The sequence below is a fragment of the Desulfovibrio sp. 7SRBS1 genome (assembly GCF_049723905.1).
Taxonomy (GTDB): Bacteria; Desulfobacterota; Desulfovibrionia; order Desulfovibrionales; family Desulfovibrionaceae.
On the sequence record NZ_JBJKFD010000001.1, the window covers coordinates 896357 to 919755 of the forward strand.

Sequence of the window (23399 nt, forward strand, 5' to 3'; positions counted from 1 at the left end):
CGGAGCGCAAATGGCAGAGCGAAAACTCGGCATAACCATGGAACTCGGGGCCTCCCTGGGGTCGACATTCAAGTCGACCTTCGGGGGGGCCGAGTCCCGGATCAAAGACCTTGGATCCTCGATCCGGGAAATGAGGTCCGAGCCGACCCATAAGCTGATGCAGAGCTTTTACAAGCTGCGTGATGGAGTGCGAACTTCGCGAAAAGAACTCTCTGCAGCAGAAAAGAATCTGGCCGAACTGAAGGAGCAAGCTGAAGCCGCAGGCGGCGCCAAGGGTGTGCTGGCTCGCCGCATCGAGATGGCCGAAGGCAAAGTAAAAAGCCTGCGCTCGTCTGTCGAAAGATCCACCCGGCAGTTCGTCGACCACAAAGCCAAGATTGCCGACACCGGCCGCGATCTCGGGGAACTGTCTTCCGAGTACCGACATCTGACTTCCGAGATGGACAAGGCCAAATCCAAGATGGATCGGCTGAACAACGCCATGGAGGCGTCGGGGAACATTCGCGAGCAGATTGGCTCTGCCGCCAGAGTGACAGCGGGGATAACTGCCGGAGTCGGCGCCGTGGGCGCGGCCGTAACTATGATGAACAAGGCCACTGGCGAACAGATCGCCTTGGCAAAAAGCCTTGGAGTGTCTGCAGACACCTTTCAAGCATGGGGAGGCGTGGCCAGGGAGGCCGGGTTCGACGTGGATCACGTTGGAGACCTGATCGAAGAGATGAACAACAAGCTGGGCGAGTCTGCCGGCCTTGAAGAAACCACTCCGGTGAAAGAGGCCCTCCAGATGATTGGCTTGAGCTTTCAAGACCTCCAGGACCTCAAGCCAGAAGAGCAATTCCGGCAAATAGCAAAGGCCATCAAGGCTATGCCCGACGGGCAGCAGGCGTCATCGGCAGCTGACATCTTGATGGGAGGCGAGGCTAATAAGTTTTTCGGATATCTGAGGTCCAGACAGGAGGGCGTTGACGAGATCCTTGCTCAGCAAAAGAGGCTGAACGCTCTTTCTGAGGAAGGTCGGGCAGGGGCTGCAGCGTACAACACCGCGTTCAGCCAACTGGCAACAGTTTTTAGCTCCGTCACTGCGGAGGTGTCAGGCTTGATCGGCGGCGCCCTTGCTCCGTTGGTCGAAGAATACGCCCCCAAACTGGCGGACTGGGTCAAGTCACACAAAGAGGACCTGGTCGGCATTGGCGATTCCGTCAAGGCTTCTATCCCAGCCATCTTATCCTTTGGCCGCGGTCTGTATTCGGTCTTTTCGACAGTCGGGGCAGCAATAGGCGGAGTCGTAGGGCTGATGGGCGGATGGGAAAATGCCGCCATCGCACTGGGACTCGTGATGGGCGGACGGCTCGCCTTGGGTGTTGCCCGCTTCGGTATGAATGTTTTTACCATCGGGAAGGCCATTGTCCCTATGGTGTCCACCCATCTCCCCGCCCTGGCAGGCGGTATCACCTCAACAGGCCTCGCCTCCGCATGGACGACCGTGAAGACAAACGTCATGGCAGCCGCCCAGAAAGCCTGGGCGGTGGGGCAAACCGTGGTGGCCACAGCTTCCCGTGCAGCCACTGTGGCAATCCGGACCATCGGCTCGGCTTCGATGTGGTCGGCGGTGAAAATGACCGCTCTGGGTGCCGCCCAGAAAGCCTGGGCGGTGGGACAAGCTGTTGTAACCGGAGCCTGTACGGCCATTGGAACCGCTTTCAGAGTCATGGGCATGGCCGTCATGGCCAATCCTATCGGGCTAATAATTGGCGGAATTGCCATTGGCGCGGCGTTGCTGATCTCAAACTGGGGAAAGGTAAAGACTTTCTTTGTTGAGGTATGGACGTCTGTGGTGAAGGCTTTCACCTGGGCCTGGGAGAAGATAAAGGAGCTCCCGCTGGTCGGCGTTTTAATGAAAGGCGCCTCCGCCATAGGCAGCGTAGTGAGCTCTGTTGGCAGCGCTATCGGTAGCTTCTTCGGCGGCGAGGGAAAAGAGGCTGCCGAGCGCACGGCCCCGGCTCCCGGCGCGACCGTGGAAAACTCGCCGACATATGAAACATCCAATACGTATTCGAGCACCACGGCCACCCCAGGGCAGACTGTTCAGCCTTCCTACGTGAACAGCCAGACGACAAACGTCACGGCCAACAACTACTACACATCTCCGTCGCCCGCCTCTCGCTCAACCCCCGAAAGTCAAGGGCGTCTTTCCCAGATGGATCGCGCCGTCAAGTCCATCCCGCCGAGACAGACCATCACGTTCAATCAGACCGTAAACGTGAACGGCGGAACATCTGCCGGAGACGTCAAGTCGGCGGTCTCCAAGGCGAACGAAGGACTGGAAGCAAGGGTCAGGAAGGTTGTTGCAGAGATGTTCCAGGAACGGGAGCGGACAGCCTATGCCTAGCACGTACACAACGTCCCAGGGAGAGACTTGGGATTCGATAGCAAAGCGCGTTCTGGGCAGTGAGGTGCGCCTCCATCTGCTTCTGGACGCAAACCCCGAGCACAGGGGGGTACTGATTTTTTCCGCTGGCACCGTCCTGCGGATTCCCGATGTGCCGTCCATGGCCACCAGAACCGTAACACCTCCGTGGAAGCAATATGAAGTCTAGGGCTGCAAGGATCCAGATCGCATACCAGGGCGCCGACATCAGCAAAGACATTGCGCCGTTTGTTCGAGGTTTTTCCTACACCGACAACGCACACGGCCAAGCTGACGACCTGCGCGTTGACATGGATGATCGCGACCACCTCTGGAAGGGAGACTGGCTTCCCCGAAAGGGCGACACCATTGTTGCCTCTATCGTGTGCCTTGAAGAGTGGAACGGACCAGGGTCCCCCTCTGTGTCCATCCCTTGCGGCACATTTGAAGTCGACGAAGTAGAGCTTGCCGTTGGGGACCAGGGCGACACGGTTGCCCTGAAGGCGGTGAGCTCGCTGACGCAAAACTCCATCCGAAAAGAGAGCAAAAGCCGCGGATGGGAAAATGTCAGCCTTCGCCAGGTATTTAGCGACATAGCCTCCCCCGCAGGGTTCCAGCTCTCCTGGCAGGCCGATGACGTTCAGCTCCTCCGCCTTGACCAGCACGCGGAGACGGACCTGGCTTTCATGAAGCGAGTTGTCGACGAGTACGGCCTGAACCTCAAGATCAACGACGCGACGGTCATTGTTTTTGCTGGCGAAAAGTACGACGCCCACCCGGTTTCATTGTCCGTTACCCGGGGCCAGTCCGATTTGCGAAGCGCGTCCCTGAAAACCAAGACGATCGAGATCTACAAGGCTTGCGAGGTCTCGTTTCACGACCCCAAAGACAAAGAGCTCAAGACGTTCACGTATTCGCCTCCGGATCCTCCGGCCGGATCCGGGCGCATCCTGCGGGTCAATCAGATAGCCGACGACATCGCCATGGCGGAACGGAAGGCCAAAGCTGCTCTGCGAAAAAAGAACCAGCGCGAAGTCGAGGGTGATCTGACGCTCATGGGGGAGCCGAGGCTGTTGGCCGGAATGAACATAGCCCTCGGAGGCTTTCGGCTTTTTGACGGCACATATGCGGTCGAGCAGGCGAAACACAGTTTCACGCGCACTGGAGGATACTCTACATCGGTGAAGATAAGGAAGGTTTTGAAATGGTGAATGAAATACTGAGACGTCTCGAAATGTTGGAATCCGTGGTCGGCCGGCTGCTGCGCGTTGGCGTTGTGACATCGGTCTACCCAGAGCGCGGCACCGTTAGAGTCCAGCTCCCGGACGTGCACCATGGCGAAACATCATTGGTCACAAGAGAACTGCCGGTTCGATTCGACAAGACCTGCAAGGACAAGCAGTACCACATGCCCGACATCGGAGAGCACGTGATGTGCCTCTTTTTGCCGACCGGGCAAGAGCAAGGCTGTGTGCTGGGGGCGATATACTCCCAGGCCGACGCGGTTCCTGTCGCAGATCCTGATAAGCGTCACTTCCGCTTCGATGACGGTTCGTGGTTCGAGTATGACCGCAAGCAACATCTTTTGTCCGGGCACGTCGTGAACGGATGCGCGGAACTGACCATCGACAAGGACCTGACAGCCGATATCGGCGGGACGGCCGTGGCGAGAGTGGAAGAGGATCTCTCTGTGGATGTCGGTGGGAACACCATCATCACTGCCGGCGGAGATCTGACAGCCGAATCGCAAGGCGTGGCCACACTGAAGTCTGCCAGTACGGTGCGGGTCGAAGCGCCGCAGATAGTCCAGACGGGCAACATAACCTCCTCGGGAGCCGGCGGCGCAGTCTCCACCGAGGTCAAGACGGCAAACGTCGACCATACCGGAGACGTAGAGCAGCAAGGGAATTACCGGATACACGGAACCCTGCACGTTACTGACCTGGTTGTTGACAATCCGATCAACGGCGTTCTCGCCGGAGGTGCGTGATGCAGGTCGGCAGCTTTGGTCCTCTCGTTTTTCGTTCGAGCGCATCTGATGTGTTCACCCCTGTCGACCTGCGCCGCCGTCGCGTGGCTCAGTTCGCCGAACATCCGGTCGTCGACGGCCTTGCAAGGCTTCAACACCTGGGCACGTCGCTGGCTGAGGTGAGCTTCAAGGTTCAACTGGACCACACGTTCACCGATGTCGAGGCAAAACTGATCGAGATCGATGCACTGCTTGATTCCGGCGAGCATCACGCCCTTGTTATTGCTGGGCGCCGCCTGGGTCGCTTCGTGCTGACGGAGTCGAACGAGGTGGCCAAGAAGATGTCGGCGTCCAAAGTTCTTTGGGCCGAAGTCGAGCTCAAGCTCAAGGAGTACAACTGATGGAGTTTGTCCTGGACACAACGCTTCCAGCGGAAGTCGTTATTGGCGCAACCGGGGTGACCGAGATCCTGCAGAATGTCCGCACGATCGTCTCGACAATCAAGGGCTCTGTCCCGCTAGACAGAGACTTCGGGGTCTCCGCGTCATTCCTTGATAGCCCGACGCCTGAAGCGATGGCCGCGTTCACCGGGGAGGCCATAGACGAAATAGAGAAGCAGGAGCCCAGGTGCTCCGTTGTGTCCGTCGACTTCAAGCCTTTGGCCGAAGCCGCGATGGACGGACGCCTGTTCCCGGTAATTCGAATCGCTATCGAGGGTAGCTATGAGTAGCCTGAAGACAATTTTGCGTGACACTCAATTTTGCGAAACCGATGCGTCGGCAATTGAAACTGAGATCATCACTACATACGAACGAATCGCGGAGTCCAAACTGTACCCGGGCGACCCTGTCCGGCTGTTTCTGGAAGGATTGGCGTACATCGTGGCCCAGCAGCGTTTCCAGATCGACTACGCCGCCAAGCAGAACTTGGTCTATTACGCCGATGGGGACAATCTTGACCACCTGGGTGCTTTGACAGACACGCGGCGGCTGAAGGCGTCCTCTGCGCTGGTCACTCTCCAGTTTTCACTTTCGGAGCCCTTAGCTCACGATGTCGTCATCCCGGCCGGGACACGCGCCACGCCCGACGGCAAGCTGTTTTTTGCCACAACCGAAGTCGCATCCGTGCCAGCTGGCGAAACATCTTCATCTGTTGAGGCGGCCTGTCTGACCGCTGGCGCAGCGGGGAACGGGTTTCTGCCTGGTCAGATAAACAGATTCGTTGACACCGTGCAGAACGTGTCCTCCGTTGCCAACACGACGCCATCGGCAGGTGGGAGTGATCTGGAGTCCGACGACAACTATCGAGAGCGGATCCACATTTCTCCCGAGAAGTATTCCGTGGCCGGCCCTGATGGGGCCTACCAGTATTGGGCCAAATCGGCCCACCAGGACATCGAGGACGTATCTGTGTCCAGTCCCGCCCCGGGAGAAGTTGACGTCTGCGTGCTGCTCAAAGGGGGCCAGATCCCGCCTGAAGAGATACTCAATCAGGCAAGAGCCACACTCGATGCGGAGTCCGTTATTCCGCTGACCGATCTCTGTAAGGTCGTGCCTCCCACGCCCAGAGACTACTCCATCTCCGCCGTGTACTTCATCCACCAGGACCAGGCAGCGCTCGCCGGACAGATTCAGGACTCTGTCAACCGTGCCGTGGACAACTTTGTCGACTGGCAGCGGTCGAAGCTCGGGCGCGACATCAACCCCTCTCAGCTCACCCACTTGATTCAGTCCGCCGGAGCCAAGCGGGTGGAAGTCCTGGAGCCGGCCTTTGTCAGTCTGACCCCGCTGGAGGTCGCCAACAATGTAAACATCGAGGTGCAGTATGGCGGGCTTGAAAGCGACTGACCTTCACTTCTTGGAGATTCTGCCGAGCAGCATCTCCGATGACAAAAAACTTTCCGCAGCGTCCGAGTCGCTGAATGGACACCTTGTTAAGCTGGCCAGCGACACCGACCTGGCACGTATTTACTCCCGCATTCCGGAGTTGCCCGAGGCTGCTCTTGATCTGCTTGCCTGGCAGCTTCACGTGGACTTCTGGCTGCCCACCCTGCCTATCGAGTCAAAGCGAAGCCTGGTCGAAGGATCCATTGCTTGGCATCGGAAGAAAGGAACGGCCTGGGCCGTGAAGCAGGTCCTCTCCGACTTGGGCGTCGACGCTGAAATCATTCAGTGGCACCAGCCGGGCGGAGAAGACTTGGACCGGTTCACGTTTGCCGTCCGGGGGATGATTCGTCGTCCGTTGTTGCCCACCGAAATGTGGGGACCGGAAACCATCACGGAAGTAGAGAGAGCTATTTCCGTAGCGAAGAACACCCGCTCCTGGCTCGGCTGGCTTACCCTGGCCCTCGAGATGGATGTCCCTGTGAAGGCTCCCGGACACGACCTGGCGCAAGCCGCTCGCAAGGCGTGCGTTGCGCCGCTTTCCTTTGGGCCCCTCTTTGACCGGAGAACCGCTGAGGCTCTTGACGAATCAGGCATCGACCAAGCCCCCGTTGCACGAGACGAAACATCGGCAGCGTGGACCATGGGTCGCCCCTGGTCTCTCGATATGTTCTACGAGGAGGGATCTGCAGGCTGGCTTGACCAGATGATTCCCGGAGTGGAGGGAGCCGCGCTTCCTCCGGCAGATTGTGTTCCCGTATCCATCCTGCCGGCATCAGTCCCTCTTTCGATCGCAGCCGCTGCAGCCGAATCCTCGCGCAAGAGCCATCGAATTTTTATCGGCATCAGTCTCGACGTCAAAAACAACTCAACCAGTACAGCGCCGGCGTATTTCGGGGCGGACGAAGTCTTTCTGGACGAAGCTCCCGGAATGGATGATGTCGCCTTGGATTTATGCCCGCTGGACGCACTTATGGAGGTAGCACATGCCTGAGATCACGTGGAAGCGGGCTGAAATTCAGACCCGGCTGTACGACAAGATAGGTCAGTCGCTGACCGGAGTCGGACCCTGTCCGCGGGTGGTGTCTTTCGCCGCCGGCTACGGGCACATCGACGAAACAACCAATCCGCCAACCCTGGAATCCCTGCCCTTGAGCGCGAGCGAGGTTCCCGGATTCATTACGTCCGGAACACCTGAAGCCTCGATGTCCGACGGGCGTGCGCTTTTCGTCTGCGCCATCCCCGAGGATGCAGTCTCTGCGCCGCAGAAGTGCAACATTATCGGTCTGTACGATCAGGACGACGAACTTGTGGCCCTGGCGTCGTTTCTTCCCGAATGGCTGGCCCCGGGCAAGCGATACGAGAACTTCGTCTACATCACCTTCCCAGCCCCCGAGGAGGAAAGCTAATGCTCTCGAGTTTTGTGAAGTACAAAGAGCGCTACGCTTCGTTTGCGCTCAACAGGAAAATGGCTGGCGTGTTGACCCCGGGTGTGTACCAGGGGTTCGAGATCCTGCCGGCGGAGGGGCTGAACGTGCTTATCTCCGCATCTCACGACGACTACCCGGCCTCCGTGGCCGTAATCGAGCGCGAGGGATATTCCGTCACCCTGCGGATGGATGCCAGCGAAACCCTCCCCGTCGCAGGCCCCGGAACCTGGCATCCGGTTCTGGAGTCCTACTACACGCCGGGACAGGAAACATACCAACAGCTGAAGATCGTAGCCACACCTGAGCCGCACCATGTGGTTCTCGGGACCATCACGGTCCCTGACGGCGCCGCTGCAGTGACGGAAGACATGATCACAGACGAAGGCCGGATGATCGGCTCTCAGGATCTGCTTGTGATGCAGTTCACCTCCGCCCTGATTGCCAACGAAACCGAACTGCTCGGATACAAACAGCGGCTGTCCAATGTCGAAAACTGGGCGCGGACCGCAGGATACGACCCCGCCAACCTTTATACCGGAGAAGGAGAATAAGATGGCATCCATGAATGAACGAGTGCAAGAGCTCATCAACTCTGTGCAGACCTTTAACAACCAGGCGTCGCTGCTGTTGGCGGCCGTGGGACAGGGGCAGCTGGATCCCGAGAAGATCCAGGAGCAGATCCAGACAGCCACCCAGTCGGCGATCGACGCCGTACTGGCCCAGCTCGACGGATATGACGCAACCACCATTCTGCAGCGACAGGATATGTTGAAGCTGGCGCAGGACATCCGCAACGTGACCGACGACGAGAAGTTTTTCTTCGAGTTCTTCCGCCGCCCGTTCTCGTTTGCCGACCAGATCGAAGTCGGCAGCGTTGTCACTGTGGCGGGCGACGAATCCGTGGACTGCGCAGACACCTCCCTGCTGGAGGTCGGGCAGGAATACGTTATCTGCTCGGGAGACCTCCGCGAGACCGTGACTGTCGAGGCCGTATTGACCTCCACCCGGTTCCGCGCCACGTCCGAGGTGTCCGCATCATACTCCGGAGCCACGCTGAAAAGGACATCCGCCCAACTCGACGGACAGTCTACCCGCTTTGCTCCCGGAGATATCTACTACGGTGGCAAGTTTGCGCTTGGCCTGGCCGATGTGGACAAGGCTATCCTCATTCGCCGCGGGGCTGTCGGAGAGCTGTCGGTCTACTTCCAGGACGCAACCCACGAATCTTGGACGCTGGCCCCCTGGGAGTGGGTGCGGACCAATGAGGACGGTACACAGGATGTCGAATACCGACTTCCGGCTCGCGGTGATTTTGATATCAAGATCGTGAACGAGTCCGACGTTGAAGTCGTGACTCAGTATATCGTTGGCGTGCACCAGGACACCGGCCTGCTGGGCGACCACCATCCGCCCATCAAGCCCACCAACGTCTCTCCGGCCGCCGGGGCCATCGACCTGCAGGAAACCCCGACGCTGACCGGCTCTGTTTACAGTCACCCGCTCGGAACGCCGCAAGGCGCTCTGCAGGTTCGCGTCTACAGCGACGCGGACAGCTACGCGGAAGCGATCTACGACTCTGGCGAGCAGCCCGCCGGGTCCAGCTTCAAGCTCCCCGCGGGAATCCTTTCCGTAGGCGGCACTTTTAAGTGGGAGATTCGCTACAAAGACACTCAGGGCGCATGGTCCCCCTGGTCGGATATGACCGCGTTCGATACTGCGGCTTCGTTTGTCTACATCGAGACGCCGACCCTCACCAACCCTGGCAACGGCGCAACGGACATCCCTGAGCAGCCGACCCTGACCTGTTCCCCGTTCACTGTGTCCGGCGGCTCTGACAACCACGTCGGATCCAGGTGGATGATCCGTGAAGCCGGAGGCTCCTACGACACCCCCGTTTACGACTCCGGCAGCTCGCTCGACTTGGAGTCTCACGTGGTTCCCGCCGGCAACCTGCAGGACGGTGAAGTCACATACTACGCCAAGGTCCAGCACGAAGGCGAAACGCTTGGCGCTTCCGAGTGGTCCTCGGAGATCAGCTTTACCACCAAGGACCTGTTTGCGGTGATCGTCGGCATTGCCCAGGTGGCTTCCGGCGGCGGCGCAGGAACGTGGCAGCGCGTCGACGAAGACGGAAACAACAAGACCACCGACACCGCATACTTCAACAACCATCCGACCTACGCAGGGATTCAGGACGCCACCATTGACGAGCAGGCCATGGTCCAGATTCCCAAGTTCTACTACAAGGTCGAGCAGGCCCCAGCCGGTAGCGACCAAGCTGGCAAGAAGTGCTGGTGGATCTCCGATCAGCCCGCCGCAGGCTTTGAGCTGCACCCCGCATTCATGGACGGCGGAGTAGAGATCGACCGCTTTTACGTGGGTAAATACGAAGGCACCGATGACGCGGGAACCAAGGTCGGCTCCGCTGCCGGAGTTTCCCCTCTTGTGTCTGTCGACTTCACGACCATGCACTCCCGTTGCGCCGCCAGGAATACCGGCGGAGTCGAGGGGTTCCACATGTGGAACATCCACGAGCTCAGCGCCATCCAGATGTTGGCGCTGATCGAGCTCGGCACGCCCGATGCCCAGTCGGCCATTTCCGCCGGCAACACGAACAGCTCTGCAGCGGTTAACACCGGCGCGTCCGGAGCAGTTTGGCGCGGGATCCACGAGCTGTGGGGGAACGTATGGGGCGCGGTTGACGGCCTCAAGACCGACACCAGCAACCACTTGGAGGTTTTCGACCGCCTTGGCAACGAAACCTACATCAATACCGGGACGGTCATCACGACCAGCGGCTGGACCACGTCCATGCTCGAAGCCTCTGGCGCAGATTGGGACTTTGCCAGTATGTTCGCTGCGGCCAACGTGGACAGCACCGAAGGCAACGGCACTTTTGCCGACTACTGGTATTCGAACTCCGCCGGCAGTGAATATATCTGCTACCACGGCGGCCACTGGAGCTACGGCTCGCACGCGGGCTTGTTCGACTTGCGCTTGACCTACGTCGCTTCGAACTCGGACGCGAGCCTCGGCTGCCGCCTCGCCAAACGGTAAACTGAAACCTGCAACCTGAAACACTGAAGGTCCCCGCGAGAGCGGGGGCCATAAAGGAGATACACTATGAGTCTCGGACAGACTATTTCGTGGGGCCCTGTGGAAGATCTGAATCTGGACGCATTCAACCACAGCGTGCCCGAGGCGGACCATCGCCAACGCGTCAGGGTTTATTCCGTCCCCACTGACGTCGACGCCGGCGGCTACTTCGTCGCCGTGTCTGCGCCCTGGGACCCGGTCGTGGTCCCCCCCAGCAGGGTGAAGGACACCGCGCTGCTGGTTGAGTACGACCTTGACCCCGACGGAACCTTCCAGGTCAAGACCATGCTGCCGCAGATCAAGCGGGCAATGCAGGTGCCCTATTGAGCCTGATGGACGGACTGAAGATCCTGGCCAAGATGGAGGAGCTTGACGCATACGCCCACAAGGCCATGCTTCAGTTTCCGAAATATGAACGCCATGTGCTGTGCGCGGCCATTCGCGAGACTTCCGCGGGGATTATCCGTTTGGTCGTGCGCTGCGCAAAGCGCTACCACAAAAAGACCTCTCTTCAGGATTTGGACATTGAAGTCGAATACCTGAGAACTCTTGTGAGGAAGGCTCATGCGCTGGGCTACATCAACGTCCATCGCTATGAAGTGTGGTCTCGCCATATTGACGAAGTGGGGCGCATGGTCGGGGGCTGGATCAAGCATGTAAAATCTTAGGGCAGGCACCTGTTACGGCGGCAACTGGAGCAACGGCTCGAACGCGGGCTTGTTCAACTTGAACTTGAACAACGTCGCTTCGAACTCGAACACGAACATCGGCTGCCGCCTCGCAACCGGGCTCAAGCCAGAAGGGTGCGCTTTACGGAGCACACTCCAGCGCTTTTCGTTTGGGGCGCCTGTCCTCCCTACCCAACAGGGAAAGATACATAAGCCGAGGCGGCGAGTAAGCCCCGGAAAGGGGCCCAAAGTGGCCTCGGCCTTTTTTTGACCAGAGGAGAATACTGGTGCCGAAAACACATGGCGACCTTTGGAAACAGATCATCTCATTCGACACGCTCTGCGGAGCCTTTAACCAGGCCCGCCTCGGAAAACGCTACACGCCTGAAGCACTACGGTTCGCCAGCCGACTTGAAGAAAATCTGATCAATATCCAGAACCACCTGATCTGGAAGACATGGTCTCCGGGTAAATGGAGGGAGTTCTGGGTTTACGACCCGAAGTGGAGACAGATTCAGGCGCCGCCCTTCTGCGATCGCGTTGTCCACCATGCGCTTGTGAGCGTTGTTGAGCCTCTTTTTGAGCGCAAGTTTATTCACGACTCGTATGCCTGTCGGCGCGGTAAGGGTACTCACGCCGCCGTGTACCGCCTTCAGTCTTTCTTGCGGCGCACGCGGCAGCACTGGCCGCGGGTTTACGTCGTCAAGGCCGACATCTCGAAATACTTTCCATCCATAAATCACTCCAGACTGGAGCAACAGCTCGGCAGAACCCTGCGCGACCAGGACGCCTTATGGCTGTGTAGCAAAATCATACGCGAAAACGGATATGAAAGGCGGGGCATCCCTGTGGGCGCCCTTACTTCGCAGCTTTTTGCCAACATTTACCTGAACGAGCTGGACCACTTCGTGAAGGATGAACTTGGAGTAAAGCACTATGTCCGGTACATGGATGACTTTGTTTTTCTTGGCCCGGACAAGGCCCGCTTGCGTCGGCTGCTTTCCGTCATCGAGGAAAAGCTCGTCATGGATTTGCGGCTTGCCTTGAACCCAAAGACCTGCATTTTCCCCGCATCAAGAGGTGTGGACTTTGCCGGGTATCGCACTTGGGCCACCCACATAAAGCCTCGAAAAAAGAACGTCACCAGAATGCGCAAGCGGCTCACGCGCATGGCTGATCTTTACGCCCAGGGCCGCGCACCCCTTGAGGATGTCCGCGCAAGGGTGATGTCGTTTATTGGATACATGAAACACTGCTCTGGCCACGTGACGACCCAAAGAGTTCTTCAGGAGATCGTTTTGACCAGGGAGAACAAGGCGCAGGAACAAGAGCTTGCGCCAAGGAGGTGGAAGTTATGAACAGTCCTCTTGCATGGCTTGGCGGGAAGTCTCGTCTAGCCAAGAAAATCGTCCCGATGTTGCCTCCTCATGAGCACTATGGAGAGCCGTTTGCCGGGGCCGGGTGGATATTCTTCCGCAAGGCCCCGTCTCGAGTCGAGTCTTTGAATGACATCAACTCGGATCTGGTGTCCTTCTATAGGGTGCTCCAGAACCACCTGGAAGAGTTTTGCCGGCAATTCCGTTGGCTGCTCTCTTCAAGGGAAATCTTTGAAGACTTCAACCGCCAGAGAGATGCTGGCGGGCTGACGGACATCCAAAGAGCTGCTCGGTTCTACTATGTTCAGCGGCAGGCTTTTGGGGGAAAGGTTTATGGCCAGTCGTTCGGGGTGGACCGGTCCAGTCCTCCGCGGATCAATCTCCTGCGCATCGAGGAGGAACTGTCCGCAGTTCATCTCAGGCTCACCGGCGTCACTCTGGAAAACCTACCCTGGCACCGGTATCTCGATAAATATGACGGGAAAGAGACGTTCTTCTACCTCGATCCTCCATACTATGGCTGTGAGTCCGACTACGGGAAAGATATATTCACCAGGGGCGACTTTGACAGGCTTGCGGAGCGCCTTGCGAAGATCCAGGGCAAGTTCCTCCTCAGCCTGAACGACACCCCGGAGGTGAGGGATATATTCGGAGGCTTTTTCGTTGAAGGAACCACTACCAGGTACACGGTTAACGGAGCCAATCCGCGCACAGTTGGCGAGGTTCTGGTGATGAACTACAAGCCTTCTGCCGGATTACTGGATCTAATTGAGAACAAGAGCTAAACACAGGCCCAAAAGACTCCCCAGCACCAACGGGAGTCCTCGCTCTTGCCAAATATCAAGAACCCAAGCCCTTGGCCCTGCGAGGCCCCTGATACTCATTCGTCTTCCTGCCCGAAGACGTGCCAACCTTCCTGGCCGGTCCCGCTTCTTCTGAGGCGGGGCCGCGCCGGGATTTTATCGCCTCGAGCATGGCCTGATGAACAAGCTCCTCCGGAGCGTTGGCTCTTTCGAACTCCCTTCGCACATCTTCCAGCTCTCGACCAAGCTCAGACTTGCCCGCCTCCTCGCCCTGAGGTGACCCCTGAGCGTCTTCTTTGTCTTTTTCGGGAAACACCCCGGCAAAGGCGGGCGAAATGCTCCCTGTCTCAAGTGAGGCAGTTTCTTTTGCCCACCTGCGCTGGGCAACCTCGGACAGAGGTCCGCCCTGTGAAAAAATATCTCCATCCACAGTAGGCTGCCCGATTTGCGCAAGAGCAAAGTTGGCGTTCAAGCCATAGCGGACTACCCACCGGGCCAAAGCCAGTGCCGGGGGCTGAAGACGTGCGCCAAGACAGGCGTCGAGACAGGCCCGATTCATCCCACCTGCTTTCGCGACTTCGTCCAGGTCGGCCTCCACCTCTCCTTCAAAAAAATCTCTGAGCGCATCAGCTGTGGCCACGAGATCCGAGTTGAACTCGGCGTCGGCTGGGTCGAAATAAGCATCCAGCCCCCTTGGTGCATACATTTCGCCTTCACCTGTCAGCAGCCAGCCAGGGTCAACGCCTAAATTTAGTGAAAAAGCCGCGACGGTTTGCACGTTCGGCAGGGCAGCCCCCTCCAGATAGTTCCGGAGAGTCTGGGGCTTCTTGATACCGGCCTTTGCGGCCATATCCTTGAGGGAGAGCCCTTGCTCTTCTTTGATTGCGCAAAGCCGTTGCGCGAACTGTTCCTTGTTAAAAAAAGACATCGACTCCGTTTCCTAGTTGACAGCAACTAACTTTTGGCCTACCAGTTAAGGCAACATGTTTTTATAAACCTTTAACGCAAGGAAATATCGTTATGAAAACAAATCTTCCGCGTCAAGGCCGTATCGTCGGTTGGCTGAAGATGCAGGGCGCAACCCTGGGAGATTTGGCAGACCATCTGGGCGTGTCCGTTGGACACACCAGTAAGATCTGCAACTCCGAAACGGCCCCCACATCCATCCGGGAAAAGATGGAGTCCTACAGGGCTCCCACTGGCGAACGTATCCCCGTCGAGCTGCTGCCCATCGGCAAAGACAGAAAGCGCGGGCCCGAGAAAGGCTGGCTTGACAGGCTGAAGGCGCAGGCCGCGGTCGGCCAATCCATGAGCGCATAGTTTTCTCATGATTCGCTGATGCAATCTTTTTTCGAAACCTTCCACGATAAAAACGGAGAAAAATGACCATGTCGATAGACCCGTCCACACACCGGAGCCTTGTAGACCTCTTGTACGAGGTCGCCCACCGCGCTCCGTCTGGAAAATCATTCACGCAGATCGCGGAGCTCATGAACAAGCCGTACTCGACTCTGGCCAGCGAACTGAACGCCGGGATCGACACCCACAAGTTTGGGGTCGGGGATCTTCTTTTACTTATGGAGCTTGCCGAGAGCGACGCCCCTGTCGACTTTCTGGCGCAAAAGCGTGGCGGCGTTTTTGTGAAGATGCCTCGCATCAAGGCCAAAGGGCCCATCGACCAGGCGTCGATTAAGGCTGTTAAGGAGTTTGGCGAACTCATGGCCGCGTATGGCCAGGCGCTTGAAGACGGAAAGCTCAAAAGCCACGAGCGCAAGGAAGTCCTCAAGGAAGGCTATGAAGCCATCGAAGCCGTGATGGCCCTGTTGCGCCACGTAGAAGATATGGAGATCTCGGAATGAGCTCGGCATGGATCCAGACACAGAGCGGCCAACAGTTCTTTCCTTTTGACCCATTTCGCAACGAATACAGGATCGAGGACATAGCTCATGCGCTTGGGAATATATGTCGGTTCGCTGGACACACCAAAGAGTTCTACAGTGTTGCCCAACATTGCGTCCTGGTTTCGAAAAACGTCCTGCCGGAGTTCTCCAGGTGGGGGCTTCTCCACGATGCGGCCGAAGCGTATTTCGGAGATCTTCCGAGCCCAATCAAGTCCATCATGCCTGAATACCACGCCGTAGAACATCAAACGGCAGCACTTATTGCTGACGCTTTCGGCATAACGCTCGACCCTGAGATGGAGCTGGCAGTCAAGATGGTAGACAGGCTCGTTTTTTGGGCAGAGGTCGCGCAGCTGATGCAGCCTGTTCACCCCGACCTCCGCCACCAGATGAAAGAGGTCGGCATCGGCGACCAGGGCCCGGACATCAAAATTACCCCCTTGCCCCCCGCCCAGGCCTCAGCGCTTTTCCTGAATCGGTTTCAGGAACTGTGGCCCGACAAGAACAAGGAGAGCCGCGATGAAGACGCTCTTGGCTTTATGGAAAACCAGAACCGAACTTGAACGACTTTCTTGCCAGCCTGAGCTCCTGCCGAGCGAAAAGGCCGCGCTTCGCGGCGCGAGAGGGACTTTGAAGTTTATCGCCGAACGGCTGGAAGAAAGGGAAGCCAGGGACAATGAACCAGACTGGAGAGAAGCCCAACTGCCGAACGGAGATCGAGAAGAACTTGCGAGGTGACCATGTCGGCTACTTACGTGACCCTAGGCGCCCTGACCCTGTTTGCAGTGGGGCTGGCGGCAATTCGACTGATGAAAAGGCTCAAGGCCAAAAGACGCGAGACAGGGCTGTCTCTGGACTTTGAGAAGATGAAAGCAAATGAGCGAATATAGGAGCAAAACCGTGAATACCAATGTTTCCGAAGCAATCAAGCTGGCCCTTGCTGAATTGGAGAAAGCCGAAGAAAAGCACCCCAACTGGCCATCCGATCCGATTCACGCGGCGGCAATAGTGGCTGAAGAGGCTGGAGAGCTGGTCCAAGCATCTCTGGACACCATTTATTCTGGCGGAAGCCAAGACAGAATGCGGGCCGAGGCGTCTCAGGTGGCTGCTATGGGGCTTCGATTTCTTGCAAACCTCTCTACCCCAGACCTTCGCGAACCTCGCGTTGTCGGAATTTCGTTCGACGGTTCCGGAACGTGGCAGCGCGTCGACGAAGACGGAAACAACAAGACCACCGACACCGCATACTTCAACAACCATCCGATCTACGCAGGGATTCAGGACGCCACCATTGACGAGCAGGCCATGGTCCAGATTCCCAAGTTCTACTACAAGGTCGAGCAGGCCCCCGCCGGCAGCGACCAGGCTGGCAAGAAGTGCTGGTGGATCTCCGATCAGCCCGCCGCCGGCTTTGAGCTGCACCCCGCATTCACGGACGGCGGAGTAGAGATCGACCGCTTTTACGTGGGCAAATACGAAGGCACCGATGACGCGGGAACCAAGGTCGGCTCCGTTGCCGGAGTTCCCCCCTTAGGTGGGCTTGATTTTTGTGAGACGAAAGAGCGCTGCGAAGCAAGAGGCCCAGGGTGGGGGATGTGGGACATCTGGCAGCTTGGCGCCATCCAGATGCTGGCATTGATCGAGCTCGGCACGCCCGACGTCCAGTCTGTCGTCTCGAGAGGAAACGTGGACGGGTCGGAGCTACGGAAGACAGGGAGCACTGGGGCAGTCTGGCGCGGGATCCACGAGCTGTGGGGCAACTCTCTTCACATGGTGGACGGACTCGTTGCCAACATTGAGAACCGGCTCTTTGTTCGTTCCCCTGAAAACCAGAAAGCATGGTTGGATGTAGGCGCTGAAGCATGCGCAAGATCGGGATGGATAAGCGCATTCGAAAGCAAGGTCCCCGCCGCATTTGTCCCGAGCGAAACAGGGAGCGATGATGAAATCGTGGGCGACTATTACTGGCCTGCATACAAGGGCGAGGAAAATATCTGCTACCACGGCGGCTACTGGGGCTACGGCTCGTACGCGGGCTTGTTCTACTTGGACTTGTACGACGTCGCTTCGTACTCGTACACGAGCATCGGCTGCCGCCTCGCCAAACGGTAAACTGAGCCCTGCAACCTGCATTCTGAACAGGATCGCGAAAGCGAGCCTATTAGGAGGTCAAGAAAATGAAATATGAAGCTGCCTCTTCGACAGTCGAGATAGTCAAGAACACCATCAAAGAGCTGTTTTCCGATGCTGCCAACCTGGCCCGTCTCGGACACAAGGAGCTGCTCACAGGACGCGAGGTTGAGCTGATCTACAGCTACCCGTCGTCAACCCAAGAAAAGGATCGGTGCGCAGGCATCGGGCCCTCGTACATCAAGAGGGGGAAACGAGTCCTGTATCGTCGTCGGGATCTGGATCAGTATTTCGGCGCTTTGAGAGTGAAAACCAGAGACCAGGTGTAATGTCATGACGGAAAGCCGCATCAATACAATCAACAGCCTGCCTCTGGACGTCGGGGCACAGGTGGCTATACCTCTCCGTCACTTCTTCGTTGGTGTGCCCCATCAGTTTGGCTATCCAATAGAGCGGGACGCCAGAGATGGCCAGCCAGCTCCCGAACGTATGACGAAGGGAGTGGAACACAACCCTGTGGCGGGAATCATCCACCCCTTTGTTGAACTCCAGCGCGTCCACGGCGCGTCGGAACATGGCGGACGGCTCCGTACGCACGCCGCCGGTGCGCGAAGGAAAGACGACCTGCCCCGGCGGCGTCGGCTTGCCCATAAACACGCGGCGCAGCTCTCCGGAGATAAAGACAGTCCGGTCCCTTCCAGACTTCGTATCCTGAACCCGGATCGTCCCCGCGGACAGGTTCACCTGTTCGCCCTTCAGGCTGGCGATCTCTCCAAAGCGCATGCCGGTGTAAAGAGCGGCCACACAGACGCACCAGAAAGACTTCTGCGGGTCTCTGCAGCGCCTGTGAACCTCTTCAAGCAAGGCCCTTGCTTCATCCGGAGACAGCCATCTTGCGCGGCGGTTGTCGTAGCGTGGCCACTGGATCCTATCCGTCGGCGCCTTTCCTCTGTAGACACCCCACGCCTCAACCTTGCGGTAGATTCTTCTGATCAGAGAGAGGGCGTGCTCAATGGTTTTCGGGCTTTTGCCCTGCTCCTGCAGGTCAGCCTTGAACGCTTCCAAATCCAGGGGAGATATATCGCTCAGCATTTTTCCGCCAAGGGCATCCTTGAGAAGCGAGTTCCATCTGGACAACGTCTTCTGCGGACTCTTGGTGTTCGCCATGCAGTGGTTGTCGTAATAAAGAGTCCACGCCTCCTTCAGCGTCAAGCTGTCCTCTCCGCGCACCTGAGGCTGCTCGCCAAGCCGAACCTGGTTAAGCAGCTCCGTGCGCTTCTGCGCTGCGTAAGCCGCATCGACACCATCGGAACGCCATCCAATTTTGTGCCGCTCTTTCTTGCCTTTGTTCTTTATCGTGACGTAGTAGCAGACGTCTGGACGGCCTTGAAACCGTCGGGTGGTAGACGCGTAAAAATAGACCCCTGTGAACTTCTTGACCCGCTCCAATTTTTTGCCCCTTTTTTGCCCCCATACAACGTATTTGCCCCCGTTTTGCCCCTTTGTGCGGCAACATGCGGAAGCGTGAGGAAATTCAAAACCTCTTTAATACCGGGGACTAGCGGCGTCAAGCAGGGTGTGGAGGCTTGCGGCAAAGGTGTAGTAATCGGGCTCATAACCCGAAGGCCAGAGGTTCAAATCCTCTCCCCGCTACCAAGAATACATTAAGGACCTACAGGTACAAGACTTGTAGGTCCTTTTTTTATTTGTTCCCTTCTCAAGATATAATCTTCAACAAATATCCTCAATACAATCCACTCCTGCTTCCTCATATACCTGCTTAGCCAGCCAGCACGTACCAGCCGTCTCGATAAGTTCTTCCACGCTTTGGGAGATGTGGACCGTGTAGACATTCTGGGGGACTTCAGTGCTTAAAATGGTCTCCCGTAACCAAAAGACAAGCTTCCCACTCTTGGTGAGATATAACCTTCCGTTCTGCTCCACGTAAGATTTTTCTCCCAATGGACTGGCATCAGCAAGCAACCAGCCTTCAAATCTCACATCCCGTGCGCTCTCTCGCGGCAGTACGAAAGTTTCAGCCGGTTCAACAAGCTCACTTAACTTACTTTTAATATATCGGTCCATTTTCATCCTCCTACGTGGACAAACTCCATGCTACAGACCGCATGTCATTTAATATTAGCATATTTTGCCAGAAACTTGTCAACACCTTTCCTTGTTTCAACTCCCACATTTCGCCCCCAAAGAATCAGTCACTCGTTTTTATTGAATAAATAATAAGTTAAGACTTTTAACCTCAGAAGTGGTCCCGGTTGTTTGGACCACTTGGCGGCGAAACTAAGGTGGACATTTTTATGGATTATGCCGCCTGATTGGAACAGACCAGAGGGGGTACCCCCTCTGGCTTGATACCCTGGTATATCTCCATGGGTTTCTTTCCGTCAAAAGCAAAGTGCGGACGTCGCGTGTTGTAAAAATCAAACCACCATGTCAAGGCTTGTCGCAGCTCGCTCCCGGTCTCCAGCTCCCGCAAATACACGCACTCGTATTTCAGCGAACGCCACAGGCGCTCTATCATTACATTGTCCATCCAGCGGCCACGTCAGTCCATAGATATCCGCACCCCAGCGTCACGAAGCAGCCGAGTGAAGCCGTAGCTGGTGAATTGTGCCCCCTGATCCATATTAAAGATGTCGGGAACGCCATATCTGCTCATGGCTTCCTCCAAAGCGGAAACACAAAAATCAGCGTCCATGGTGTTTGACAACCGCCACGAGAGAACCGCACGGCTATGCCAATCCATGATCGCCACCAGGTACAGGTAGCCTCGTTTCATGGGGATATACGTGATATCGGCGCACCACACCTGGTTGGGCTTTGTAATCTGCATGTTGCGAAGCAAATACGGATAGATCGCATGTTCAGGATGAGGCGTGCTTGTCCGGGGCTTGGCATACACAGCCAACAGCCCCATTTGACGCATCAGCCGTCGTACCCGGCCACGGCCCGCAGAATGACCTTCATCCCGGAGCATTGTCCGCATCTGACGGCTGCCGAGGAACGGCATCTCCATGAACAACTCATCAATACGCCGCATAAGCGCCAAGTTGCATGGCGACACTCCCTGCGGCTGATAATAGAACGTCGATCGGCTCAGCCGTAATAGATCACATTGTCGTCGGATACTGAGCATTGGATGGTCGTTGTCGACCATCCGTCGCCTTCGTCCATAGCTCAAATCTTGGCGAAGGCTTGTTGCAAAAAATCCTTTTCCACAGTGAGTTGCCCGATCTTGGCGTGCAGCTCCTTGATTTGTGCTTCGCTGTCCTGCCGATCGGACTGAGCCTTGCCGGAGAACGATGCTACCACGCCTTCCTTTGCCTGTTTTTTCCATTGGGAAATTTGATTTGGATGAACGCCGTACTTAGCGGACAGCTCAGAAAGGGTGTGCTCCCCGGACAGTGCACCCAGGGTAACTCGGGCCTTGAACTCTGCGGTGAACTTTCTTCTCTTCTTGGACATGAACTGCTTCCTTGCGACAGTTTATGTCCACCTTAGCGAGTGGTCCAGTTTTCTGGGGCCACTTCTCTCTGCCCACCGTGATGTAGCCCTAATTTCGACTGAACATCCAGCCTACGCAAGAGGATGGAGTAATCCCCTTCATAACTATTGCAGCCCCAATGCCAGTTTTGTCTCAGATTAGCTATTGCGCTCAACTGAAGCCGAGCAAAACCAGCATCCCGACCAGCTGCAATTTAAAATGAAACTGCTCCATAAACAAACCCCACTTCAAAAGAAGTGGGGTTTGTCGACGATCTGAGGCGCCCCAAAAGGCCGCTGACAACTACATCCAAAAGATCAAAAACTACGAATCACCCCAGTTCCAAACGGTTCCCGCCTTTCCCTTTGGCTCGGTACATAGCCATATCAGCCCGATGCAGCATTTCATCCAGGCTTTCCCCAGCCACATATTGTACCAACCCACAACTGAAGGTTATGGGAAAGTTGAAGTCAGTCTTTTCCAATGACTCATGAATGTGTGAAAACACCGCGGTAGCTTCTTCCAACGTCCCGCTCAAAAGAATCAAAAATTCGTCTCCACCAAGCCGAGCAAGCACGTCTGAAGGCCTTATACTTTCTTGAAGGACCCGCGAGATAGCTTGAAGAATTTCATCACCTCGGCGATGTCCGAAAGTATCGTTAATGTCTTTAAAAGAATCCACATCGAACAGCACTGCGGAAAAAGCATCACAGGTTCTTTCCTCGATGGAGACCAAACGGACATACTGTTCTTCCACCCCCCTTCGATTGGCAGCTCCGGTGAGCGGATCAGTCCGGACCAATAATTCTAAACGTCGTTGAAAGTAGTTGATGGTCCAGGCAGAGAGAAAAATAATAATAATGGAGACTCCGCCACCTACAGCCAACGTCCTCACAAGGTTGCGACGAGCAGCTCCTAAGGAAACTCCCTCATCCTGTTCCACCAAAAGGAACCAATCCATGTCAGGAAGATAACGAGTGGACAGGAGAATGTGGCGGCCCTTCCTGTTAAATTCAAAGTTGGACGCTGCATCATGCGGGGTAAGAATTTCGTTCGCAAGATCCTTAATCCCTTCTTCGTTCCGGATAGAGTGGGTACCTATCAACGAAATATTTGGATGAATTTGAATACGTCCATCATAATCCACAAGGTAGACATCTCTATTATACTTCTTCTTTGTATCAAGAAGCAAGTTAGTAGCATGCTCAATCTGAACTCCGACGCCAGTAACACCAAGAAGGCGCCCTTTAAAGTCTTCAATCCTATAATTAATAAAAACTGTAAGGCTATCCTCTTCAGCCTGATTTGTATCAACAATCAAATCGTATTTTTTATTCGTCCGCACAAACGAATAATACCATACGTCATGTTCATCACGTGGGCTTATCCGTTTCAGAGTGCCACCATTATAATAATAATTATCAGTTTTATTGGACACAAAGAATACAGTAGAAAACCCATACTTATTCTTAATTTCACTAAGGTAGCGAACTAATTTGCTGAGATCCTTCTCACCATCAATAGCCCAATCTTTGAGAAATGTATCATTTGCCATGGCCGATGAGACAAGAAGCGGCCGTAACATGTCGCTGTGGATATCAGAATAGATGTTCTTTCCTGTAAGCGGGAGAGAAGAGTTCAGTAGCTCCTCTCGAATCGACTGACGAGTCACTTCGTAATTAATAAGACTTGTCGCTAAAAAAGAGACAAAAAGAAGAACCGACAAAGAAGTAAGTAATTTCGTTTTTAAAGACATAGACTCGTTCATCACTCCGTAACTACCAAAGCTGAAGTCCCCAAGAACACACAAAAAAATCAAGATGCCCGTCTTTTCAGATCACATACCAGCACAAAATAAAACCAGCAATGCATGAAAATTATCTTTAATTTTCCAAGAACAAACAGCATTTTCCCCAAAAAATAAGCCACACCCATTGTTTTCTCAGTCAGCTTTGTCCTTTGCCCCCAGTGTGAGCGCAAAACACAAATTAAGAGTCTTGCCATGGAGAGCACCCCGCTTTATCAAACGGTATGCGTAAAAAATCTCCCTCTGTTTCCCCAAAGGGCATTGGACGAGCGTTAACCAGCACCAACGAAATGCCCCAGATTTCCCTCTGTTGGACTCCCCCGGGACGCAAGGACGAAAGAATACATTGCATTGTCTCCAACGTCACTCTCCAAGTGATGGAGCTTGAGCAAACAAACGATTGTCCAGCCACCCTGACCACAACCAG

24 protein-coding genes and 1 pseudogene are annotated in these 23399 nt (G+C 56.0%); 20 read left to right on the forward strand and 5 right to left on the reverse strand.

What is annotated here, in order from left to right:
* The first annotated feature begins 10 nt into the window (after positions 1–10).
* The 15 genes from ACI0FJ_RS04445 to ACI0FJ_RS04515 all read left to right on the forward strand — a co-directional run bounded on the left by ACI0FJ_RS04445 (position 11) and on the right by ACI0FJ_RS04515 (position 13614).
* Positions 11–2389: a phage tail tape measure protein gene (locus ACI0FJ_RS04445; protein WP_424299556.1), complete on the forward strand. Its 2379-nt coding sequence runs from the start codon at positions 11–13 to the stop codon at positions 2387–2389.
* Positions 2382–2597 carry a tail protein X gene (locus ACI0FJ_RS04450; RefSeq protein ID WP_424299559.1) on the forward strand — a complete coding sequence of 72 codons (216 nt, stop codon included), beginning with the start codon at positions 2382–2384 and terminating at the stop codon, positions 2595–2597. The genes ACI0FJ_RS04445 and ACI0FJ_RS04450 overlap by 8 nt, the downstream gene beginning before the upstream one ends.
* Positions 2587–3618, forward strand: a complete 1032-nt coding sequence (locus tag ACI0FJ_RS04455) for a phage late control D family protein (RefSeq protein WP_424299562.1) — start codon at positions 2587–2589, stop codon at positions 3616–3618. Before ACI0FJ_RS04450 ends, ACI0FJ_RS04455 begins: the two co-directional genes overlap by 11 nt.
* Positions 3612–4397 carry a phage baseplate assembly protein V gene (locus ACI0FJ_RS04460; RefSeq protein ID WP_424299565.1) on the forward strand — a complete coding sequence of 262 codons (786 nt, stop codon included), beginning with the start codon at positions 3612–3614 and terminating at the stop codon, positions 4395–4397. The genes ACI0FJ_RS04455 and ACI0FJ_RS04460 overlap by 7 nt, the downstream gene beginning before the upstream one ends.
* Positions 4397–4777, forward strand: a complete 381-nt coding sequence (locus tag ACI0FJ_RS04465) for a phage tail protein (protein ID WP_424299568.1) — start codon at positions 4397–4399, stop codon at positions 4775–4777. Before ACI0FJ_RS04460 ends, ACI0FJ_RS04465 begins: the two co-directional genes overlap by 1 nt.
* Positions 4777–5106 carry a hypothetical protein gene (locus tag ACI0FJ_RS04470; protein WP_424299570.1) on the forward strand — a complete coding sequence of 110 codons (330 nt, stop codon included), beginning with the start codon at positions 4777–4779 and terminating at the stop codon, positions 5104–5106. Before ACI0FJ_RS04465 ends, ACI0FJ_RS04470 begins: the two co-directional genes overlap by 1 nt.
* Positions 5099–6223: a baseplate assembly protein gene (locus tag ACI0FJ_RS04475; protein WP_424299573.1), complete on the forward strand. Its 1125-nt coding sequence runs from the start codon at positions 5099–5101 to the stop codon at positions 6221–6223. Before ACI0FJ_RS04470 ends, ACI0FJ_RS04475 begins: the two co-directional genes overlap by 8 nt.
* Complete coding sequence (locus ACI0FJ_RS04480) at positions 6210–7253, forward strand: phage tail protein I (protein ID WP_424299576.1); 1044 nt, start codon at positions 6210–6212, stop codon at positions 7251–7253. Before ACI0FJ_RS04475 ends, ACI0FJ_RS04480 begins: the two co-directional genes overlap by 14 nt.
* Positions 7246–7668, forward strand: coding sequence for a hypothetical protein (locus tag ACI0FJ_RS04485; RefSeq protein ID WP_424299579.1), 423 nt, complete (start codon positions 7246–7248; stop codon positions 7666–7668). The genes ACI0FJ_RS04480 and ACI0FJ_RS04485 overlap by 8 nt, the downstream gene beginning before the upstream one ends.
* Positions 7668–8240, forward strand: coding sequence for a hypothetical protein (locus tag ACI0FJ_RS04490; RefSeq protein WP_424299582.1), 573 nt, complete (start codon positions 7668–7670; stop codon positions 8238–8240). Before ACI0FJ_RS04485 ends, ACI0FJ_RS04490 begins: the two co-directional genes overlap by 1 nt.
* 1 nt (position 8241) lies before the next feature.
* Entirely contained in the window at positions 8242–10746 is a 2505-nt protein-coding gene (locus ACI0FJ_RS04495) for a hypothetical protein (protein ID WP_424299585.1), read from the forward strand.
* A 66-nt stretch (positions 10747–10812) separates the two neighbouring features.
* On the forward strand, positions 10813–11112 hold the full coding sequence (locus tag ACI0FJ_RS04500; protein ID WP_424299587.1) for a hypothetical protein: 300 nt from the start codon (positions 10813–10815) through the stop codon (positions 11110–11112).
* A gap of 5 nt (positions 11113–11117) precedes the next feature.
* Positions 11118–11453, forward strand: coding sequence for a diversity-generating retroelement protein Avd (avd, locus tag ACI0FJ_RS04505; RefSeq protein WP_424299590.1), 336 nt, complete (start codon positions 11118–11120; stop codon positions 11451–11453).
* 287 nt (positions 11454–11740) lie between these two features.
* Positions 11741–12811, forward strand: coding sequence for a reverse transcriptase/maturase family protein (locus tag ACI0FJ_RS04510; protein WP_424299593.1), 1071 nt, complete (start codon positions 11741–11743; stop codon positions 12809–12811).
* Positions 12808–13614, forward strand: coding sequence for a DNA adenine methylase (locus ACI0FJ_RS04515; RefSeq protein ID WP_424299595.1), 807 nt, complete (start codon positions 12808–12810; stop codon positions 13612–13614). Before ACI0FJ_RS04510 ends, ACI0FJ_RS04515 begins: the two co-directional genes overlap by 4 nt.
* A gap of 55 nt (positions 13615–13669) precedes the next feature.
* Here the strand turns inward: ACI0FJ_RS04515 and ACI0FJ_RS04520 are convergent, their stop codons facing one another.
* Complete coding sequence (locus ACI0FJ_RS04520) at positions 13670–14560, reverse strand: helix-turn-helix domain-containing protein (protein ID WP_424299598.1); 891 nt, start codon at positions 14558–14560, stop codon at positions 13670–13672.
* Between the two features lie 92 nt (positions 14561–14652).
* Between ACI0FJ_RS04520 and ACI0FJ_RS04525 the strand changes: the two genes are divergently transcribed.
* The 5 genes from ACI0FJ_RS04525 (at position 14653) to ACI0FJ_RS04545 (ending at position 17645) form a co-directional block, all read left to right on the forward strand.
* The gene (locus ACI0FJ_RS04525) at positions 14653–14952 is read left to right on the forward strand and encodes a hypothetical protein (protein ID WP_424299600.1); all 300 of its coding nucleotides are present in this window, start codon (positions 14653–14655) and stop codon (positions 14950–14952) included.
* Between the two features lie 62 nt (positions 14953–15014).
* Positions 15015–15491 (forward strand): phage regulatory CII family protein, encoded by a 477-nt coding sequence (locus ACI0FJ_RS04530; RefSeq protein ID WP_424299602.1) that lies wholly within the window; start codon positions 15015–15017, stop codon positions 15489–15491.
* Positions 15488–16096: a hypothetical protein gene (locus ACI0FJ_RS04535; protein WP_424299605.1), complete on the forward strand. Its 609-nt coding sequence runs from the start codon at positions 15488–15490 to the stop codon at positions 16094–16096. Before ACI0FJ_RS04530 ends, ACI0FJ_RS04535 begins: the two co-directional genes overlap by 4 nt.
* Positions 16097–16273: 177 nt before the next feature.
* Positions 16274–16423 (forward strand): hypothetical protein, encoded by a 150-nt coding sequence (locus ACI0FJ_RS04540; protein WP_424299608.1) that lies wholly within the window; start codon positions 16274–16276, stop codon positions 16421–16423.
* A gap of 10 nt (positions 16424–16433) precedes the next feature.
* Positions 16434–17645: a hypothetical protein gene (locus ACI0FJ_RS04545; protein WP_424299611.1), complete on the forward strand. Its 1212-nt coding sequence runs from the start codon at positions 16434–16436 to the stop codon at positions 17643–17645.
* A 258-nt stretch (positions 17646–17903) separates the two neighbouring features.
* Here ACI0FJ_RS04545 and ACI0FJ_RS04550 read toward each other — a convergent pair whose 3' ends face one another.
* From ACI0FJ_RS04550 to ACI0FJ_RS04565, 4 genes and pseudogenes are all read right to left on the reverse strand, one after another.
* Positions 17904–19112 (reverse strand): tyrosine-type recombinase/integrase, encoded by a 1209-nt coding sequence (locus ACI0FJ_RS04550; RefSeq protein ID WP_424299614.1) that lies wholly within the window; start codon positions 19110–19112, stop codon positions 17904–17906.
* 282 nt (positions 19113–19394) lie between these two features.
* The gene (locus tag ACI0FJ_RS04555; RefSeq protein ID WP_424299617.1) at positions 19395–19748 is read right to left on the reverse strand and encodes a hypothetical protein; all 354 of its coding nucleotides are present in this window, start codon (positions 19746–19748) and stop codon (positions 19395–19397) included.
* A gap of 235 nt (positions 19749–19983) precedes the next feature.
* Positions 19984–21146 (reverse strand): annotated as a pseudogene (locus ACI0FJ_RS04560) (IS3 family transposase).
* A 350-nt stretch (positions 21147–21496) separates the two neighbouring features.
* Entirely contained in the window at positions 21497–22933 is a 1437-nt protein-coding gene (locus ACI0FJ_RS04565) for a sensor domain-containing diguanylate cyclase (RefSeq protein WP_424299620.1), read from the reverse strand.
* Between the last annotated feature and the right edge of the window lie 466 nt (positions 22934–23399).

Bases quoted from the DNA above. Each gene is read 5' to 3' on its own strand.
- ACI0FJ_RS04445 (WP_424299556.1), top strand. From the start codon at position 11: ATGGCAGAGCGAAAACTCGGCATAACCATGGAACTCGGGGCCTCCCTG.
- ACI0FJ_RS04450 (WP_424299559.1), top strand. From the start codon at position 2,382: ATGCCTAGCACGTACACAACGTCCCAGGGAGAGACTTGGGATTCGATA.
- ACI0FJ_RS04455 (WP_424299562.1), top strand. From the start codon at position 2,587: ATGAAGTCTAGGGCTGCAAGGATCCAGATCGCATACCAGGGCGCCGAC.
- ACI0FJ_RS04460 (WP_424299565.1), top strand. From the start codon at position 3,612: ATGGTGAATGAAATACTGAGACGTCTCGAAATGTTGGAATCCGTGGTC.
- ACI0FJ_RS04465 (WP_424299568.1), top strand. From the start codon at position 4,397: ATGCAGGTCGGCAGCTTTGGTCCTCTCGTTTTTCGTTCGAGCGCATCT.
- ACI0FJ_RS04470 (WP_424299570.1), top strand. From the start codon at position 4,777: ATGGAGTTTGTCCTGGACACAACGCTTCCAGCGGAAGTCGTTATTGGC.
- ACI0FJ_RS04475 (WP_424299573.1), top strand. From the start codon at position 5,099: ATGAGTAGCCTGAAGACAATTTTGCGTGACACTCAATTTTGCGAAACC.
- ACI0FJ_RS04485 (WP_424299579.1), top strand. From the start codon at position 7,246: ATGCCTGAGATCACGTGGAAGCGGGCTGAAATTCAGACCCGGCTGTAC.
- ACI0FJ_RS04490 (WP_424299582.1), top strand. From the start codon at position 7,668: ATGCTCTCGAGTTTTGTGAAGTACAAAGAGCGCTACGCTTCGTTTGCG.
- ACI0FJ_RS04495 (WP_424299585.1), top strand. From the start codon at position 8,242: ATGGCATCCATGAATGAACGAGTGCAAGAGCTCATCAACTCTGTGCAG.
- ACI0FJ_RS04500 (WP_424299587.1), top strand. From the start codon at position 10,813: ATGAGTCTCGGACAGACTATTTCGTGGGGCCCTGTGGAAGATCTGAAT.
- avd (WP_424299590.1), top strand. From the start codon at position 11,118: ATGGACGGACTGAAGATCCTGGCCAAGATGGAGGAGCTTGACGCATAC.
- ACI0FJ_RS04515 (WP_424299595.1), top strand. From the start codon at position 12,808: ATGAACAGTCCTCTTGCATGGCTTGGCGGGAAGTCTCGTCTAGCCAAG.
- ACI0FJ_RS04520 (WP_424299598.1), bottom strand. From the start codon at position 14,560: ATGTCTTTTTTTAACAAGGAACAGTTCGCGCAACGGCTTTGCGCAATC.
- ACI0FJ_RS04525 (WP_424299600.1), top strand. From the start codon at position 14,653: ATGAAAACAAATCTTCCGCGTCAAGGCCGTATCGTCGGTTGGCTGAAG.
- ACI0FJ_RS04530 (WP_424299602.1), top strand. From the start codon at position 15,015: ATGACCATGTCGATAGACCCGTCCACACACCGGAGCCTTGTAGACCTC.
- ACI0FJ_RS04535 (WP_424299605.1), top strand. From the start codon at position 15,488: ATGAGCTCGGCATGGATCCAGACACAGAGCGGCCAACAGTTCTTTCCT.
- ACI0FJ_RS04540 (WP_424299608.1), top strand. From the start codon at position 16,274: ATGTCGGCTACTTACGTGACCCTAGGCGCCCTGACCCTGTTTGCAGTG.
- ACI0FJ_RS04555 (WP_424299617.1), bottom strand. From the start codon at position 19,748: ATGGACCGATATATTAAAAGTAAGTTAAGTGAGCTTGTTGAACCGGCT.
- ACI0FJ_RS04565 (WP_424299620.1), bottom strand. From the start codon at position 22,933: ATGAACGAGTCTATGTCTTTAAAAACGAAATTACTTACTTCTTTGTCG.